Raw genomic sequence first — 18385 nt, 5'->3', positions numbered from 1 at the left:
GGGCTGTAAAAGGCCGTTTGGTTCTAACCTAATTATTAAAATGTAGAATCATAATTTGATTGATCTATCAGTAATTTGCATCTTGCGTGCATTAGGTTATTCCTCGAAAGACTTTCACGACGGTTTTTTATGCGATTAGCATCAAGTCTTTCCAAGGAAGCCAGCCCGATGACCGAGACGCTCTCCATCAACAAACGCGATGTTCAACCCACAGGGACGCGCCGCTGGCGCACGCCGGACGCCGTGTTGCGTTTGCTCAGCCCCGTCGTGCTGTTGCTGCTGTGGGAGCTGGCCTCGCAGGCGGGCTGGATTCCTGCGCGGGTGATCGCCGCGCCGTCGCAGATCGGCGGCACGCTGTGGGCGATGATCGTTTCCGGCGAGCTGGGCAAGCACCTGCTGGTGTCGTTGCAACGTGCATTGTTCGGCTTGGGTATCGGCGTGAGCATTGGCGTGGCGGCGGCGCTGGTCAGCGGCCTGTCGCGGCGCGGCGAGGTGATCCTCGATTCGCCGATGCAGATGCTGCGCACTATCCCGTCCCTGGCCCTGGTGCCGCTGTTTATCCTGTGGTTCGGCATTGGCGAGTTCACCAAGATTGCGCTGATCGTCACCGGCACCACCTTTCCGGTGTACCTCAACCTGTTTGCCGGCATCCGCAATATCGACCCCAAGTTGATCGAGGCCGCCAACACCCTCGGCCTTAACCGCCGTGAGCTGATCTGGCATGTGATTCTGCCGGGTTCGTTGCCGTCGTTTTTTGTCGGCTTGCGTTATGCCCTGGGCATTTCCTGGCTGGCCCTGGTGTTTGTCGAGCAGATCAACACCACGGCGGGCATCGGCTTCCTGGCCGGTGATGCGCGGGATTTTATGCGCACCGACGTGATCGTCATCTGCCTGCTGATCTACAGCGTGCTCGGCCTGCTGATCGACGGCCTGATCCGCACCCTCGAACGCTTTGCGTTGGCCTGGCGCCCATCTTTTGTGAGGAATTGATATGTCGTCCATTGAAGCGCCTGTGCAACTGCGCAATGTCGTCCGTCAATTCGGCCAGCAACGGGTGATCGACGGTCTGGACCTGGACATCGCGCCCGGCGAGTTCGTCGCCTTGCTCGGCGCCAGCGGTTCGGGCAAGACCACCTTGCTGCGCAGCCTGGCCGGGCTCGACAGCATCGACAGTGGCCAACTGCGGGTGCCCAAAGCGCGGGCGGCGGTGTTCCAGGAACCGCGCCTGATGCCGTGGAAGCGCGCGTGGAAAAATGTCGTGCTCGGCCTGCACGTTGCCGACGCCAAGGCGCGCGCCGTGCAGGCCCTGACCGAAGTCGGCCTGGCCCATCGCCTGGACGCCTACCCGGCCACACTGTCGGGCGGCGAAGCCCAGCGCGTGGCCCTGGCGCGGGGGCTGGTGCGCGAGCCCAAGTTGCTGTTGCTGGACGAACCCTTCGCCGCACTGGATGCCCTGACCCGCATCAAGATGCACCGCCTGATCATCGAACTGTGGCGCAAACACACGCCGGCCGTGTTGCTGGTGACCCACGATGTGGATGAAGCGATCTTGCTCGCCGACCGCGTGATCGTGCTGCAGAACGGCAAGATTGCCGAGCAATTGAAGATCGATCTGCCGCGTGCGCGGGATCCGGGGCAGGAGGGGTTCCAGGCGATTCGCTCGCGGTTGCTGGGGTTGCTTGGGGTGGAAGTGAGTGCCCCGACCGTGGGATTGGCGCAGGCAACATTGCGCCGATTTGCCCACGCTTGATTGCCACGCCGGCGCGCCTTAATCCGGCGCGTCGGTCATCGCAATGCCGGGCTGTGCGGCATTGCCGGTGGTGCCCATGCGGTCTGCCAGGTAGCGCGCCGGTGGTTGGCCCACGGCCTTGCGGAACATGGTGATGAAACCACTGGCGTTCTCATAACCCAGGTCCAGGGCTACGCGCTGCACGCTGTCGCCCTTGGCCAGTCGTTGCAGGGACAGAATCACGTGCAACTGCCGGCGCCAACGGCCAAAACTCAGGCCCAGTTCTTCCAGCAACAGCCGCGTCATGCTGCGTTCGCTCATGCCGATGCGCACGGCCCATTGGCCGAGGGTGGCCTTGTCTGTTGGCTCGGCCAGCAGGCTGTCGGCCAGGCGCCGCAGCCGCGGGTCTTGCGGCATGGGCAGGTGCAGGGCTTCGATGGGCGCGGCTGCCAGTTCATCCAGCAGCGTGCTGATCAAGCGACCCTGAGCGCCGTCCTCTTCATACAGTTGCGGGAAGCCTACGGCCTTGCTGATCAGCTCGTGCAGCAGGCCTGACACGCCCAGAGTGCAGCATTGTGCAGGCAGGGCGCGGGCAGCGTCGGGGTCGATCAGCAGGCAGTAGACCTGCGCTTCGCCGGAGCCGCGCGCCGCATGGAACGTCCCACCGGGAATCCATAGTGCGCATTGCGGCGGCACGATCCAGATGCCGGCTGCGATTTCACAGTGGATGACCCCGCGCAGGGTGTACATCAACTGGCCTTTGCGATGGGCGTGCTGGGCGTGCTCCCAGGTGTCCGAAGTGCTGCTGGCGCCCACGGCCACCACGGCGCGGGGGAAGACGTCGGCGTCCTTGGCCATCATCGGGTCATGCAGGTCGAGTCGGTGGTGTTTCATGGTGTGGGCGCAACTTGGCTGAATTGCGAAATAATATGGCTATTCTGTGCAATGCCGTCCAGGGTTTTGTCTCTTATAGTGAGAGTCACTCTCATTAAGGAGCTTTGCCATGCGACTCGACAGCACAACCTTCCCAGTGGTCAAAATCTTCTTCGACGCCCCTAACGAAGGTGGGCCGGAAGATGCCTTCGTGGTCTTCGAAGGCCTGTTGGCCCGTCAACAAGCCTTCGTGCTGCTGCACGAAAAATCCGTGGACGAAAACAATCACGAGCACGCCCATGAAGAGCGCAAGCAAGCCTCGATCTGGATGAAGAAAAACAAGTCGGCGTTGCGGGCGTACGTCAAAGGCATGATCCAGGTGGAGCCGAGCGCCGCTCAGCGCCTGGCGCTCAAGCCGTTTGCCGTGATGTTCGGCAAGGCCTGGGGCTATCCGCTGTTGGTGGTGGAGTCCAAGGACCGCGCCTGGGCGCTGGCGCGGGATGTGCTGGATGACCAGGTGTCGGATTTGGCGCATTTCTAAGCCTGGAAATACTCAGTTGTGGGGAGGGGGCAAGCTCCCTCCCTACATTGAGATCAGGTATCCTCCGCGCCCCGCTTATCACCGATTCCAAGACAGATGACAGGACAAGACATGCAGGCGTTGCTGGAGTCGATCCTTGACGAAGTGCGTCCATTGATCGGCCTCGGCAAAGTGGCCGACTACATCCCCGCGCTGGCCGATGTGCCGGCCAACCAACTGGGGATCGCCGTGTACGGCAACGACGGTGCCGCCTACTGTGCCGGCGACGCCGACACGTTGTTTTCAGTGCAGAGCATTTCCAAGGTGTTCAGCCTGGTGCAGGCCATCGACCACGGTGGCGAAACCATCTGGGAACGCTTGGGCCATGAACCGTCCGGGCAGCCCTTCAACTCGCTGGTGCAGTTGGAGTTTGAACGCGGCCGGCCGCGCAACCCGTTTATCAATGCTGGCGCGCTGGTGATCTGCGATATCAACCAGTCGCGTTTCGCCGTGCCGATCCTGTCGATGCGCGATTTTGTGCGGCGCTTGTCGGGTAACCCGCAGATTCTGGTCAACAGCGTCGTCGCCGAATCCGAAGCCCAGCACGGCGCACGCAATGCCGCCATGGCTTACCTGATGAAGTCGTTCGGCAATTTCCATAATGATGTGGACGCGGTGCTGCACAGCTACTTCAACTACTGCGCATTGCAGATGAGCTGCCTGGACCTGGCCAAGGCATTCAGCTTCCTGGCCAACGAAGGCGTGAGTGCCCACAGCGGCGAGCAAGTCCTGACAGCGCGCCAGACCAAGCAGGTGAACTCGATCATGGCCACCAGCGGGCTGTATGACGAGGCGGGGAATTTCGCCTATCGGGTCGGCTTGCCGGGTAAGAGCGGCGTGGGCGGCGGGATTGTCGCGGTGGTGCCGGGGCAGTTTACGGTGTGCGTGTGGTCGCCGGAGTTGAATGCGGCGGGGAATTCGCTGGCGGGGATCAAGGCCTTGGAGTTGTTGAGTGAGCGGATTGGGTGGTCGGTGTTTTGATAAAGCGGCACGTGAAATAGCCCTGGCACCGAAAATCCCACATCAAGATTCAGGCTTCTTTTTCCGCTGCGCAGGCCGGGCGTTCGACCACGGTAAAACCATGCCGACCGCTTGCTTGTACTGCCGATACTGCTCCCCGAACAGCGCCTCAAGATCCTTCTCTTCAAAGTGGGCACCTACAAAGATGTAGGCCGTCAGCCCCACAGCAAACAACAGGTGGCCAGCGGTCATGTGCGGCGTTGCCCAGAAGGCGATCAGGAATCCCAGGTACAGGGGGTGGCGGACAATCCTGTAAAGCGATGGCGTTCGGAATATCGACAGCTGTTGTGCGGTGCCACGCCAACGATCAATGGCCTGCTTGAGCCCAAAGAGTTCGAAGTGGCTTATCAGCAACGTTGCCACGAAGACAACCACCCAGCCCAGCCAGAACAGGCAGGTCATCAGCACCCTGGCCCAGGGTGTCTCAACCTGCCAAACGGTAAATGTGATCGGCCGCCACAACCAGAACATCAGCCCGAGCACCAGGCTGCTGAGCAATACGTAGGTCGAGCGCTCGGCAACGGGCGGGACGAATGTCGTCAGCCAGCGCTTGAAACTTTTACGCGCCATCACCGAATGCTGGGCGCCGAATAACAGCATCAGCAAGCAGTTGATCAGGACTGCCTGAGGCCAACCGATGAGGGGGCCGGAGTTGATGTGCTTGGGTACGACGACACCGCCTACGAAGCCGATCAAGTAGGAAAACGTGAATAGAAAGACCAGATAACAGCAGGTGCTGAAGACCAGCCCGGCAATACGTGCAGGATGGCCGTTCGCGGTTTTTTGCAGGTTCATGGACGAATCCTTTCGCACATGGTGAGGGGGGAAGCCGATTGATGATTGAACTCTCGCCCCGTCAAGGTTAGCGGGGTTTGAGGATTCAGCTACCTCGGTGCAGAAAACCTTATGAGGGTGTGCCCCGGCGGTGTTGGAGATGCCCTGGCTGACGGTTTCGGCGAACGCTTCTGACCGCTAGACTTTGCGCGGCCTCACACGCAGATCCAGCATCAACCACAACGCCCCGGCAGTGATCGCGATATCCGCGATGTTGAACACGCCGGTGTGCGTTAGACCGAGGTTCAGCACCATGCTAGTCGACGACGTGGCCGTCGCGAAAGACGCGGTCGATCAGTTTGGCGATCCCGCCCACGACTCCGCATACATTCGACGCGCAACCTGAAGTGATCAACTGGTATTTGGTAGGCCTTTGTTTATTCTGAATATTTCTAAAAAACTGTCAGTCTTCACAGTTCAAATCCTCATGCTCCGTAGAAAACAATCAAGCGCCAGAAACGGCGCGCTGATGCAGCGGCTTGTCTGAGAGCCGGCTGAGGTTGAATCAGCTTCCATAGGTTTTTCTGGGAGGGATTGAAGATGTCTACGGATACGGTTGTAAGTTTATTTGAACGGCAGGCCTTGAAGTCTCCGAATGCAAATGCGGTGGTAGGGTTGGGCGATCGTATTACCTACCTCGAGTTGGATCGCAGAAGCACGGCGATAGCCAACTATTTGCGTTCATTGCAGATCGGTCGCGGTGACTGGGTGCTGGTTCAGGCACATCGCTCGGTGGAACTGGTCATTGCGCTGTTGGGCGTGCTCAAGTCCGGGGCGGCTTATGTGCCGGTGGATCGAGAGCTGCCACTCAAACGCAAGGAATACATCGCACAGCAATGCCGAGCCACGTTGGTGTTATGCACCGATGCACATGCCCCATCGCCCGTGGCGGGCTGTGAGGTCAGGACGGTACGGGAAATCGTCGCCCTGAACACCCCGGCCGCTGCTCAGGCGGTCACAGTGGCGGGCGCAGACCTGATGTACATGATCTTCACTTCCGGTACGACCGGCGCCCCCAAGGGCGTGATGGTTGAACATCATTCGGTGGTTGAACTGCTCGTGCAGCACAACGCCAATTTGCAGGTTGACGGGGCCAGCCGGTGCACACTCATGGCGTCGGTAGGGTTTGATGTCTCGCAGGCGGAGATCTGGTCAGCACTGATCACGGGGGCCTGCCTCTATGAATTGGATCAGGATGCTCTGCTCAACAGTGCGGCCTTTCTGGGCTTTTGTGCAACCCACAGGATCACCCATGCTTTTGTACCCACCATGAAGGTGTATGACGTGGTCAATGCCACGCAACCTCCGGGGTTATGCCTGAAATATGTCTATACCGCCGGGGAGAAACTGCACCCTGTGCGCATCAGCCACCTTGGGTGGCGCCTGGCAGATTGTTATGGACCGACCGAAGCCACGATTTATGTCACTTGGCACCAGGTGCAAAGCGCCGAGCAGAGCAACGAGTCGATCATCGGCCATCCCATTGCAAACGCCAGCGTTCATATCATGGACGACCAGGGCGTCGAGCTGGCACAAGGTGAAATCGGTGAGCTATGCATTGCCGGCTCATGCCTGGCGCGAGGTTACTTGAACGCCCCCGAACTGACGGCTGAACGCTTTTTTTATTCCTCCGCTCTGAAGCGCCGGGTTTACCGCAGTGGGGATCAGGCACGGGCTCTGAAAAATGGCGATATCGAGTTTCTGGGACGCAAGGACGGCCAAATAAAGATACGCGGCTACCGCGTTGAAATCGGCGAAATCGAAGCTTACTTGCTCAAGCACCCTGGCATCGGCTCGGTGGCGGTGGCCGTCTGGGAGGGAGATTCGCAGGCGGACAAACGGTTGATCGCCTTTGTGGTTGCGCGCAACAAAACGACCCACGGCGATCGCCTGGTCGCCAGTATCCGTCGTAGTGCCGAGAACGACCTGCCGAGTTATATGGTGCCCGACCGATTCATCAGCGTCGATGCGCTGCCCAGCAATGCCAATGGCAAAACCGATAAGCTCAGGCTGCTGGCATCGTTCAAGGGACTGAAGCCCGCCGTACTGGATCTTCAGCGTTTCGACGGCAAGACCCAGCAGGCGCTGGCGAAGGTCTGGTTTGAGTTACTGGGGCACGCCAACTTTGGCGCTGGCGATAACTTTCTTGAGGTTGGCGGTCACTCATTGCGTGTCGCGCAGTTATCGAGCATGTTGACGGAACACTTTGCGATCCCGGTCTCCATCCGTACGATCTACGAGCACCTGGCATTCGGCGCATTGGCCGACTACCTCCAGAAACGCCTGGCCGAATCCGGTCATGGGCCTGGTCCTGACGATGTGGCGGAGTTTGAGCAGGATGTCTACTTGCCGCCAGGGTTCAAGGTGCGCGCACCGTTTGATCCGACCCAACTGTCGTCTCCCCGGCACATCCTGCTGACCGGTGTGACGGGATTCGTGGGCATTCATCTGCTTCAGCAATTACTGGCCAGCCATACGGCCGCTATCCACTGTGTTATCCGTTGTGAAGATGCCCTGTCGGGCGTGCAGCGTCTGCAACAGATTGCCGAGCGTTATGAAATACCCCTGACGGCACTCGATTGGGCGCGTATCCATGTGTATCCCGGCGACCTGTCCGAAGAGCTGCTGGGGATAGAGCAGGAGCGGTACCAGCAACTCGCCAGGCGGGTTGATTGCGTGATCCACTCTGCCAGTGCCGTCAACTTCATCATGCCGTATTCCTACATGCAGCGAGATAACGTGCAGGCATTGCGTCGGATCCTTGATTTTTGTACCGCTCACAAGACCAAGTGCCTGTGCCTGATGTCAACGATCTCGGTGTACAGTTGGGGCCATCGGTTTACCCACAAACAACGGGCCTACGAGCGCAGCAGCATTGACGTCAACCTGCCGGCAATACGTCACGACCTGGGTTACGTCCAAAGCAAATGGGTCATGGAAAAAATCACCGATCTAGCCCATGCCGCAGGCCTGCCGGTGATGACGTTTCGCCTGGGCTATGCAATGTGTCACAGCCGCAGTGGACTGTGCGCGGATTACCAGTGGTGGGGACGGTTTATCAAGACATGTCTGCGGTACGGTGCGGTCCCGGACATCGTGGCGCTGCGTGAAGGCTTGGCTACCGTTGACTACATGACGAAGGGCGTCGTCTGCATCGCGCGCAACCCGCAGGCCGTTGGCAAGAAATTCAACATGTCGCTGTCAGGGCGCAAGAATCTCGATCTGAGTGAGTTTTGCCGACGTGCGGGGGATTTCTACGGGCGATCGTTCAAGGTGATTCCGTACAAGGAATGGGTGAGTTTGTGGGCGGACGATGTCAATGCCTGGTTGTACCCGTTGCGCGGGATGTTCACGGATGACATGTACAAGGGGATGTCAATTATCGAGCTCTACCAGAATACGTACCGGTGGGGGACTGGCAATGCGAGGCGGTTCTTGAGGGGGCGCGGGATCCATGAGCCCGACTTTAGCGGCGAGGTGTTGGCACGTTATCTGGAGCGGCTTGAGCGGGTGTCGGTGCACACCTGATACAACCGTTGATCTTCATTCGTTTTTGAGGTGTGTGCCCAAAAAAAATGCGCCCCAAGGGGCGCATTTTCTGGTCCGGTCCGCTATCGCCTAATCAGGCAATCGCATCCCAGGCACGATCACCGTGCTCGTCCTTGATCCGAGTCGGCAAGCCCATCACGTCCAGCGCCTTGAGGAACGGCTCGGCCGGCAGTTCCTCGACGTTGGCCATGCGTTGCACGTCCCACTCGCCACGGGCAACCAGCAGCGCGGCGGCTACGGGTGGCACGCCGGCGGTGTAGGAGATGCCCTGGCTGTCGGTTTCGGCGAACGCTTCTTCGTGGTCAGCTACGTTGTAGATGAACACCTCGCGCGGCTTGCCGTCCTTGGTGCCTTTGACCAGGTCGCCGATGCAGGTCTTGCCGGTGTAGCCGGGCGCCAGCGAAGACGGGTCGGGCAGTACGGCCTTGACCAGTTTCAATGGCACGACTTCCAGGCCTTCGGCGGTGGTGACCGGTTTTTCGGAGAGCAGGCCGAGCTTGTTCAGGACGGTGAACACGTTGATGTAGTGTTCGCCGAAGCTCATCCAGAAACGCACGTTGGGCACGTCGAGGTTTTTCGACAGCGAGTGCACTTCATCGTGGCCGGTCAGGTACAGGTTCTGCGAACCGACGACCGGGAGGTCATCAGTGCGTTTGACTTCGAACATGGTGTTGCTGGTCCACTGGCTGTTCTGCCAGCTCCACACCTGTCCGGTGAACTCGCGGAAGTTGATTTCCGGGTCGAAATTGGTGGCGAAGTATTTGCCATGGGAGCCGGCATTGACGTCGAGGATGTCGATCGAATCAATGCGGTCGAAATGCTGTTGCTGCGCCAGCGCGGCGTACGCGTTGACGACACCCGGGTCGAAACCCACGCCAAGGATGGCGGTGATGTTCTTCTGTTTGCACTCTTCCAGGTGGTTCCACTCGTAGTTGCCGTACCACGGCGGGGTCTCGCAGACCTTGCCCGGCTCTTCGTGGATGGCGGTGTCGAGGTAAGCCACGCCCGTGTCGATGCAGGCACGCAGTACCGACATGTTGAGGAACGAGGAACCGACGTTGATGACGATCTGCGATTCGGTCTCGCGGATCAGGGCCTTGGTCGCTTCCACGTCCAGGGCGTTCAGCGCGAAGGCTTGGATTTCGGCGGGTACTTTGAGGCTACCCTTGGCCTTGACGCTGTCGATGATGGCCTGGCATTTGGAGATGTTGCGCGACGCGATAGCAATACGACCGAGTTCGTCGTTGTGCTGCGCGCACTTGTGGGCCACCACCTTGGCGACACCTCCTGCACCAATGATAAGAACGTTCTTTTTCAATTGCTTTCTTTCTCCTATATCCGCCAGCTTACGAAAGGCTGGACAGGTAGTCGTCGTAACCAAATTCACGAACCACTTCGACAGTACCGTCGAGTTGTTTCACTACGATGGACGGCATTTTCAGGCCGTTGAACCAATTTTTCTTGACCATGGTGTAGCCCGCGGTGTCGATGAACGACAGCCGATCGCCGATGGCCAGCGGACGATCAAATTGGTACTCACCGAAGATGTCCCCGGCCAGGCAGGATTTGCCGCACACCATCACGGTGTGTTCGCCATCGCTTGGCGCCAGCTTGGCGTTGAGACGATAGATCAGCAGGTCCAGCAGGTGGGCTTCGATGGAGCTGTCTACCACGGCGAGGTTCTTGCCGTTGTAGAGGGTGTCGAGCACGGTGACTTCCAGGGAGGCGCTGTTGGTGATCGCCGCTTCGCCGGGTTCCAGGTAGACCTGTACGCCGTACTTCTCGGAGAACGCTTTCAAGCGCGCGCAGAATGCGTCCACCGCATAGTCTTCGCCGGTGAAGTGGATGCCGCCGCCGAGGCTGACCCACTCGACTTTATGCAGCAGCGCGCCGAAACGTTCTTCGATGGTGCCGAGCATCTTGTCGAACAGGCTGAAATCGCCGTTCTCGCAGTTGTTGTGGAACATGAAGCCGGAGATCTGATCAATGACGCCTTCGATCTTCACCGGGTCCCATTCGCCCAGGCGGCTGAATGGGCGCGCCGGGTCGGCCAGCAGGTAGTCGGAGCTGCTCACCTGTGGGTTGACGCGCAGGCCACGGGTCTTGCCTTCGGAACGCTCGGCAAAACGCTGCAGTTGGCTGATGGAGTTGAAGATGATCTTGTCGCAGTTCTCCAGCATCTCTTCGATTTCATCGTCGGCCCAGGCCACGCTGTAGGCGTGCGCTTCACCGGCGAACTTCTGGCGACCGAGCTTGAGCTCGTACAGCGATGACGAGGTGGTGCCGTCCATGTATTGCTGCATCAGGTCGAACACCGACCACGTGGCAAAGCACTTGAGCGCCAGCAGGGCCTTGGCGCCGGACTGTTCGCGCACGTAAGCAATCTTCTGCATGTTGACCAGAAGCTTCTGTTTATCGATGAGGTAGTACGGCGTTTTGATCATTTTTGAGAGCCTGCGGCGGTGCCTGCCAAAAAAGGACACGCATTGTGCCCGCACTTGGGGCGAATCGGAAGGTTAGTGGGCGGATTTTGCTGCGCCAGTTTTTCAACTCTACTCGCTGAGTATGACTATCCATAGCTACACCCCGTTTCAATGTGGGAGCTGGCTTGCCTGCGATAGCGGTGGGTCAGATACAGCAGTGCTGACTGATACACCGCTATCGCAGGCAAGCCAGCTCCCACAGTTGATCTCCACTTGGCGGGAGAGGGGGGATCTGCACTGCCATGAAAGCGTCATCTGTTCAGCACCGAACTGCCACATTCCCCCGCTACTGTCCTCGCCAATGAGATCGATCTCAAGCGAGTGACAATGACTGACCTGAAAGACGTTGCCCGACTGGCTGGTGTATCCCGAGCCACCGCCGCCCGGGCCTTTGCTTCGCCGGACCAGGTGCGCCCGACGACCCGCGAGCAGGTGTTCGCCGCCGCCCGTGAGTTGGGGTTCCGGCCCAATCTGCTGGGCCGTCAACTGCGCCTGCAAACCACCCAGTTGATCGGCGTGGTGGTGCCCAACCTGCTCAACCCGGTGTTCGCCGAGCAGTTCCAGGCCATGGAGCGTGCCGCGCGTGCACGGGGCTACAGCCTGGTGCTGGCCACCACCGACTACAACAGCGAGCGCGAAAGCATCGTGGTGGAAGAGCTGCTGCGCCAACGCGTGGATGGCTTGGTGCTGACGGTCACCGACGCCGAAAGCAACGCGGTGCTCAGCAGCCTGAACACCGAGCAAACGCCGTTCGTGCTGGCTTATCACCAACCGGGCAACCCCAATTACAGCGCCGTGTCGGTGGACAACCGCGCCGGCATGGCCTTGGCCACCCGCTATCTGCTGGACGCCGGCCACCGGCGCATCAGCATGGTCGCCGGCCCTGCGCTGCAATCGGACCGCGCTCGCCTGCGCTACGCCGGCTACTGCGATGCGATGCACGAGTACGGCCTCGACGCGCGCCCGGTGATCGAAATGCCGGCCCACACCCAGGCCGAATTCGCCGCCATCGCACCGTCTCTGCAAGGCCCCGACGCGCCCACTGCGCTGGTGTGCTCCAACGATTTCCTGGCCATCAGCCTGATCGCCGAGCTGCGCCGCAACGCTTGGAACGTCCCCGAGCAACTCTCGGTGATGGGTTTCGACGGCATCAGCCTCGGCACCCAGATGCACCCGACTCTGTGCAGCGTGGTGCAGCCCATCGCGCTGCTCGCCAGCACGGTGATTGACCAACTGCTGGCGCAGATCGCCGGCAACGAACCGATTTCCCATTGCCTGCCTTGCCACATCCGGCCCGGCGAAAGCACTCAACCCCGTGAGGAAACCCCTGATGCGCGCATTCAGTAAAACCCTGGCCGCCGTACTGCTGTGCGGCGCGGCCAGCCTGGCCCAGGCCGCCGACACCGCAATCTGCTACAACTGCCCGCCGGACTGGGCCGACTGGGGCACCCAGCTCAAGGCCATTGCCGCCAGCACCGGCGTGCAGGTGCCGCTGGACAACAAGAACTCCGGCCAATCCCTGGCGCAACTGGTCGCCGAGAAGGTCGCGCCGGTGGCCGACGTCGTCTACTACGGCGTGACCTTCGGCCTGCAAGCGCAAAAAGCCGAGGTGGTCGGCACCTACAAGCCCAAGGGCTTCGAACAGATCCCTGCGGGCTTGAAAGACCCGGCCGGCCACTGGTTCGCGATCCACTCCGGCACCCTGGGCATCATGGTCAACGTCGATGCCCTCGGCGGCCTGCCGGTGCCGCAAAGCTGGGCCGACCTGCTCAAGCCTGAATACAAAGGCATGGTCGGTTATCTCGACCCGTCCAGCGCGTTCGTCGGCTACGTGTCGGCGGTGGCGATCAACCGCGCCCTCGGCGGCGACCTGGACAACTTCGCCCCAGCCATCGACTACTTCCAGAAGCTGGCGAAAAACGCCCCCATCGTGCCCAAGCAAACCGCCTATGCGCGGGTGCTGTCCGGTGAGTTGCCGATCCTCGTGGACTACGACTTCAATGCCTACCGCGCGCGCTACAAGGACAACGCCAACGTCGCCTTCGTGATCCCCAAGGAAGGCAGCATCAGCGTGCCCTACGTGATGAGTGCAGTGGCGAACGCGCCGCACCGTGCCAACGCGGAAAAAGTCCTCGACTTCGTGCTGTCGGATCAGGGCCAGGCACTGTGGGCCAAGGCCTACTTGCGCCCGGTACGTCCGGTCGAAATGCCGGCCGAGGTCGCCGCACAGTTCCTCCCCGAGAGTGACTACGCCCGTGCCGGTGTGGTGGATTACGAAAAAATGGCCGCCGTGCAGGAAGCGTTCGCCGCCCGTTACCTGAACGAGGTCAAGTAAGTGGCTGCATCGGCAAAACAGGCGGCCTGGGCGCTGGCCCCGGCCTTTGCGGTGCTGCTCGCGTTCTGGCTGTTGCCACTGGCGCACCTGGTGCTGCTCGGTGCCGAGAGCCGCGACAGCAACGGCAGCGGCTACTGGCAAGTGCTCAGCAGCGCGCAGTACCTGGGCAGCCTCGCGCAAACCTGCGCGCTGGCGGTGTTTGTCACGCTCGCCGCGTTGTTGGTCGGGGGCATCAGCGGAGTGTTCCTCGCGCGCCAGCAGTTCTTCGGGCGCTCGGCGTTGGTCGCGCTGCTGACTTTTCCCCTGGCATTCCCGGGTGTGGTGGTGGGCTTCCTGGTGATCTTGCTGGCAGGGCGCCAGGGCTTGTTCGCGTCACTGGGCCTGCAACTGGCCGGTGAACGCTGGATCTTCGCCTACTCGCTGGCGGGGCTGTTTGTCGGCTACCTGTACTTCTCGATCCCCCGGGTGATCCTCACCGTGATGGCGGCCTGTGAAAGCCTCGACCGCAGCCTGGAAGAAGCCGCGCATTCCCTCGGTGCCGGACATTGGCGTGTGGTGTGCGACGTGATCGTGCCGGGCCTGGCGCCGGCGCTGGCCTCTTGCGGGGCGATCTGTTTTGCCACGTCCATGGGCGCCTTTGGTACGGCGTTCACCTTGGGCACGCGACTCAACGTCACCCCGGTGGCGATCTACAACGTGTTCACCAACTACGCCAACTTCGCCGTCGCCGCCGCACTGTCGGTGGTGCTCGGCGCGCTGACCTGGGCGGTGTTGCTGCTCACCCGGCGCCTGGTGAAAAGCGCGGGGACCGTCCTGTGAAGCGCTCATCGTTGTTCGTGCTGCAACTGCTGTTCACCTTGCTGGTGTGCGCCTTCATGTTGGTGCCGGTGCTGATGTCACTGCTGGCTGGGCTGACCCGCAACTTCTTTGTCGGCGTGTCCAGCGGCCTGACCTTCGACTGGTTGATCCAGGTGTGGCAGGCCTACTCGCCCACCGTGTGGCTGTCGCTGCAATTGGCCCTGGCCTGCGCGGTGTGCGTCTGCGTGATTGGCGTGCCGGCGGCTTACGCCCTGGTGCGCATGAACAATCGCTTCAGCCGCGCCTTTGAAGAACTGATGGTGCTGCCGGTGGCCATGCCGGGCCTGGCCAGTGCGTTGGCGTTGTTGCTGACATACGGCCAGTTCGGCAGCTTTCGCAGCAGTTGGTTGTTCATCCTCGTTGGCCATGTGCTGTTCACCTTGCCGTTCCTGGTGCGCCCGGTGATGGCGGTGATGCAACGCCAGCAACTGCCGGTGTTGGAAGAGGCCGCAGCCAGCCTCGGCGCGGGTCCGATCAAGCGTTTTTTCAGCGTGGTGGTGCCCAACTGCCGCGCCGGGATTCTCGCCGGTGTGCTGATGGTGGTGACCTTGTCCCTGGGTGAATTCAACCTGACCTGGATGCTCCACACGCCGATGACCAAGACCTTGCCCGTGGGCCTGGCCGACAGTTACGCCTCGGCGCGCCTGGAAATCGCCAGTGCCTACACCCTTATCTTTTTGCTGATGATCGTGCCGCTGCTGATTGCGTTGCAGGCCATCAGCGCCCGTTTGTCCCGTGGAGAGCGTCGATGACCGCTATCACTATTCGTCTGCAAGGCTGTCGCAAGGCATTTGCCGACGGCACCGTGGCCGTGCATGACCTGGACCTCACCGTCAGAGGCGGCGAAACCCTGGCGATTCTCGGCCCGTCCGGGTGTGGCAAGACCACCACCTTGCGCCTGATTGCCGGCCTGGAACGCCCGGATGTGGGCCAGGTGTTTTTTGGCGATCAGGACGTGACACGCCTGCCCATCGAGCGCCGCGATGTGGGCATGGTGTTCCAGAACTACGCGCTGTTTCCCAACCTGGATGTGGCGGGGAATATCGTCTACGGCTTGAAGATTCGCGGCGTGCCCGTGCAGGCGCGCAACCAGCGCTGCGATGAATTGCTGGAACTGGTGGGCTTGCAGGATCACGGCCGGCGCAGCATCCATGAATTGTCCGGCGGCCAGCGCCAACGCGTGGCACTGGCCCGCGCCTTGGCGCCGCGGCCCAAGGTGTTGCTGCTGGATGAACCGCTGGCCGCCCTTGATGCGCAACTGCGTGAACGCCTGCGCAGTGAGCTCAACGAGTTGCTGCGTGGGCTGGGCATCACCTCGGTGTTCGTCACCCACGACCAGGGTGAAGCCATGGCCCTCGGTGATCGCATCCTGGTGATGGAGCAAGGCCGGGTTGCCCAGTTGGCGAGCCCGCGCGACATCTACCAGAAACCGGCCAACGCCTTCGTCGCAGGCTTCGTCGGCAACCTCAATGCCTTCGCGGTGATCGCGCCGTCAGCCCATGGCTTGAAAGTCTGCGGCGGCGAGTTGCCGTGGCACGAAGCGAGCCTGCCCAACACCCTGTACTGCCGCCCGGAACACCTGCGGGTGATGGAAAGCGAAGGGCACCTGCACGGGCATCTCGTCGCGCAGTTTTTCCAGGGCGCGCAAAGCCGCTTGCTGGTGGATGTGGGCGGCCCGCAACCGCTGCTGGTGGACAGCAGCGACAACCAGTTGTACGCCGTCGGCGCGCCGATTGCCCTGGCGATTGCGCCGCACATGTTGTTCACCCTGAATGCTTGAGAATCTATGTTGAATCGTCCGTTCCTCGTTGCGCAGATCAGCGACCTGCACCTTAAAGCCGGCCAGCGCCTCACCTACGGCGTGGTCGACACCCTGGGCGCCTTGCGCCGTGCCGTCGACCACCTCAACGCCAGCCAGCCACGCCCCGACATCGTGGTGATCAGCGGCGACCTGGTGGACTTCGGCCGCGCCGATGAATACGCCGTGCTCCACCCCGAACTCGCGCGCCTGCACATGCCGTGCTACCTGGTGCCGGGCAACCACGACACACGCGGGCCGTTGCTCGAGGCGTTTCGTGATCACCCCTACTTGCCGGCCTCGGCAGACGGCCCGTTGGATTGGGTGGTGGACGACCATCCACTGCGCCTGATCGGCCTGGATTCCACCATCCCCGGCGGCCACGGCGGGCAGTTGCTGGACAGCCAGTTGCACTGGCTCGATGCGCAATTGGCGCTGCGGCCTGACGCGCCGACCTTGCTGATCCTGCATCACCCGCCGTTTATCAGCGGCATCGGCCATATGGACCGCGAGCCGTTCATCAACGCGGCTGGGCTGGAGCACGTGGTCGCCCGCCATCCACAGGTCGAGCGCATGTTGTGCGGGCACTTGCACCGGCCGATGCAGCGGCGTTTTGGCGGCAGCCTGAGTTGCGTATGCCCCGGCACCTCGCACCAGATCGTCCTGGATCTACAAGAAGCGGCGCCCGCGCATTTCAATTTGGAGCCGGCGGGCTATCTGTTGCATCGCTGGCAGGCGCAACAGGGTTTGATCAGCCACAACGGCGTATTCGGGGACTACCCGGGGCCGTACCCGTTTTATGACGCCCATGGATTAATTGACTGAGGTTGTGATGAAAGCCACTTTGAATGTATTGAGCCTGTTGACCGGCGGCCTGGGCATTGCCCTGAGCCCCTTGGCCTCGGCGGATTTCCTGAGCGACAGCAAAGCCAACCTGAGCATGCGCAACTTCTACTTCAACAACGACAACCGTGACGGCACCGCCGCACCGTCGAAGACTGAAGAGTGGGGCCAGGCCTTTATCCTCAACTACCAATCGGGCTTTACCGACGGCACGGTCGGCTTTGGTCTGGATGCGGTGGGCATGCTCGGCATCACCCTCGACAGCGGCGCCGGCCGCCACGTTGGCAGCTCGATGATCCCCAACGAAGACGGCAAGGCTACCGACAACTGGGCCCGTGGCGGCGCCACGGCCAAGGCGCGTTTTGCCAAGAGCGAACTGCGCTACGGCTACCTGCGCCCGAACCTGCCGATCCTGGTGAGCAACGACGGCCGCCTGTTGCCGCAATCCTTTGAAGGCGGGCAAATCACCAGCAAAGACATCGACAACCTGACCCTGATCGGCGGCCAACTGCAACACACCACAGGCCGCGGCTCCAGCGACCGCAGCGGCCTGGCGGCGGCGGGCGGTACTCAGGAAAGCAACAAATTCAACTACGCCGGTGCCGACTACCAGGTGAACAAGGATCTGTTGGTCCAGTACTACTACGCCAACCTCGAAGACTATTACCAGCAGCACTTTGCCGGGCTGATCCACGTATTGCCGCTGGGTGACTACGGCTCGTTGAAGACCGACCTGCGCTACTTCAAGACCACCTCCGACGGTAAAAACAGCACGGCCGCCGGGCGTGCCGAGGGCTATAAGCTCGGTGGCTATACCAAGAACGGCAATGGTGAAATCGACAACAACACCTGGAGTGCGGCATTCATCTACTCCCTGGGCCCGCACGCGATCACCGCCGGTTACCAGCAGGTGTCGGACGACAGCAACTTCGCCCAACTCAACCAGGGTGGCCTGGTAAACAAAGGGGAGGGCGGCTCCAGCCTGTACCTCTACACCGACCGCACCGTGCAGACCTTCATCCAGGCCGGTGAACGCACGGCCTTCGCCCAATACGCCTACGACTTCGCCGCACTGGGCGTGCCGGGTCTGAAGGCGTCGATGATGTACCTCAAGGGCGATAACATCCGCACCGCCAGTGGCAACGATGCCAGCGAGTGGGAACGGGATATTTCCCTGGACTACGTGGTGCAGAGTGGCACGTTCAAGAACGTCGGGTTTGGCTGGCGCAATGGCGTATCACGCAGCGAAGTGGCGCGGGATCAGGATCAGAACCGGGTGTTTGTGAATTACTCGATTCCGTTGATGTAACCAGGTCGCCCCAGACACAACTGGTCCCTGTGGGAACAATCAACCCTATGTGGGAGCAACTGTCTTGGCAGCTTTTCAAAAAGCATCATTAAGGCAGCCATAAAACCGCCCACAGCCTATGCCGTGTACTACTCCACTAGTGATCGCGTAGTTGATTACGCTACGCGATCGCTC

General features: G+C 61.0%; 15 protein-coding genes and 2 pseudogenes. 12 read left to right on the top strand and 5 right to left on the bottom strand.

Going from position 1 to position 18385, the window contains the following annotated elements:
• Positions 1–222: 222 nt before the first annotated feature.
• Both J1G37_RS28525 and J1G37_RS28520 read left to right on the top strand, forming a co-directional pair.
• A pseudogene (locus J1G37_RS28525) lies at positions 223–990 on the top strand (ABC transporter permease subunit); the annotation flags it as partial.
• 1 nt (position 991) lies between these two features.
• Positions 992–1750 (top strand): ABC transporter ATP-binding protein, encoded by a 759-nt coding sequence (locus J1G37_RS28520; RefSeq protein ID WP_207047103.1) that lies wholly within the window; start codon positions 992–994, stop codon positions 1748–1750.
• A gap of 18 nt (positions 1751–1768) precedes the next feature.
• Here J1G37_RS28520 and J1G37_RS28515 read toward each other — a convergent pair whose 3' ends face one another.
• Positions 1769–2623, bottom strand: a complete 855-nt coding sequence (locus tag J1G37_RS28515; RefSeq protein ID WP_207047101.1) for a helix-turn-helix transcriptional regulator — start codon at positions 2621–2623, stop codon at positions 1769–1771.
• 109 nt (positions 2624–2732) lie between these two features.
• On the opposite strand from J1G37_RS28515, the gene J1G37_RS28510 reads away from it, so the two are divergent.
• Positions 2733–3143, top strand: a complete 411-nt coding sequence (locus tag J1G37_RS28510) for a hypothetical protein (protein WP_207047099.1) — start codon at positions 2733–2735, stop codon at positions 3141–3143.
• Positions 3144–3254: 111 nt separating this feature from the next.
• Complete coding sequence (gene glsB, locus J1G37_RS28505) at positions 3255–4163, top strand: glutaminase B (protein WP_207047097.1); 909 nt, start codon at positions 3255–3257, stop codon at positions 4161–4163.
• Positions 4164–4205: 42 nt separating this feature from the next.
• On the opposite strand, the gene mddA is transcribed toward glsB, so the two are convergent.
• Entirely contained in the window at positions 4206–4997 is a 792-nt protein-coding gene (gene mddA / locus J1G37_RS28500; RefSeq protein ID WP_207047095.1) for a methanethiol S-methyltransferase, read from the bottom strand.
• A gap of 177 nt (positions 4998–5174) precedes the next feature.
• Positions 5175–5366, bottom strand: a pseudogene (locus tag J1G37_RS29110) (signal peptidase II); the annotation flags it as partial.
• A gap of 210 nt (positions 5367–5576) precedes the next feature.
• Here J1G37_RS29110 and J1G37_RS28495 point away from each other — a divergent pair.
• Positions 5577–8564 (top strand): amino acid adenylation domain-containing protein, encoded by a 2988-nt coding sequence (locus J1G37_RS28495; protein ID WP_207047093.1) that lies wholly within the window; start codon positions 5577–5579, stop codon positions 8562–8564.
• A gap of 94 nt (positions 8565–8658) precedes the next feature.
• Here the strand turns inward: J1G37_RS28495 and J1G37_RS28490 are convergent, their stop codons facing one another.
• Entirely contained in the window at positions 8659–9903 is a 1245-nt protein-coding gene (locus J1G37_RS28490; RefSeq protein ID WP_207047091.1) for a saccharopine dehydrogenase family protein, read from the bottom strand.
• A 28-nt stretch (positions 9904–9931) separates the two neighbouring features.
• Entirely contained in the window at positions 9932–11029 is a 1098-nt protein-coding gene (locus J1G37_RS28485; protein WP_207047089.1) for a carboxynorspermidine decarboxylase, read from the bottom strand.
• 366 nt (positions 11030–11395) lie between these two features.
• Between J1G37_RS28485 and J1G37_RS28480 the strand changes: the two genes are divergently transcribed.
• Genes J1G37_RS28480 through J1G37_RS28450 form a run of 7 tightly spaced genes read left to right on the top strand, consistent with a single transcriptional unit; the run spans position 11396 to position 18211 of the window.
• Positions 11396–12415: a LacI family DNA-binding transcriptional regulator gene (locus J1G37_RS28480; RefSeq protein ID WP_207047087.1), complete on the top strand. Its 1020-nt coding sequence runs from the start codon at positions 11396–11398 to the stop codon at positions 12413–12415.
• Positions 12399–13403 carry an ABC transporter substrate-binding protein gene (locus tag J1G37_RS28475; protein ID WP_207047086.1) on the top strand — a complete coding sequence of 335 codons (1005 nt, stop codon included), beginning with the start codon at positions 12399–12401 and terminating at the stop codon, positions 13401–13403. The genes J1G37_RS28480 and J1G37_RS28475 overlap by 17 nt, the downstream gene beginning before the upstream one ends.
• Positions 13404–14222: an ABC transporter permease gene (locus J1G37_RS28470; RefSeq protein WP_207047085.1), complete on the top strand. Its 819-nt coding sequence runs from the start codon at positions 13404–13406 to the stop codon at positions 14220–14222.
• Entirely contained in the window at positions 14219–15013 is a 795-nt protein-coding gene (locus J1G37_RS28465; protein WP_207047084.1) for an ABC transporter permease subunit, read from the top strand. Before J1G37_RS28470 ends, J1G37_RS28465 begins: the two co-directional genes overlap by 4 nt.
• Entirely contained in the window at positions 15010–16041 is a 1032-nt protein-coding gene (locus J1G37_RS28460; RefSeq protein ID WP_207047083.1) for an ABC transporter ATP-binding protein, read from the top strand. The genes J1G37_RS28465 and J1G37_RS28460 overlap by 4 nt, the downstream gene beginning before the upstream one ends.
• 9 nt (positions 16042–16050) lie before the next feature.
• Complete coding sequence (locus J1G37_RS28455; RefSeq protein WP_207047107.1) at positions 16051–16884, top strand: phosphodiesterase; 834 nt, start codon at positions 16051–16053, stop codon at positions 16882–16884.
• 7 nt (positions 16885–16891) lie between these two features.
• Positions 16892–18211: an OprD family porin gene (locus J1G37_RS28450; protein ID WP_207047082.1), complete on the top strand. Its 1320-nt coding sequence runs from the start codon at positions 16892–16894 to the stop codon at positions 18209–18211.
• Positions 18212–18385 lie beyond the last annotated feature (174 nt).

It is taken from the genome of Pseudomonas sp. Marseille-Q1929, assembly GCF_017316265.1.
GTDB lineage: Bacteria > Pseudomonadota > Gammaproteobacteria > Pseudomonadales > Pseudomonadaceae > Aquipseudomonas.
Note: the sequence above shows the minus strand (reverse complement) of the source record. Positions and strands in the feature narration are given on the sequence as shown.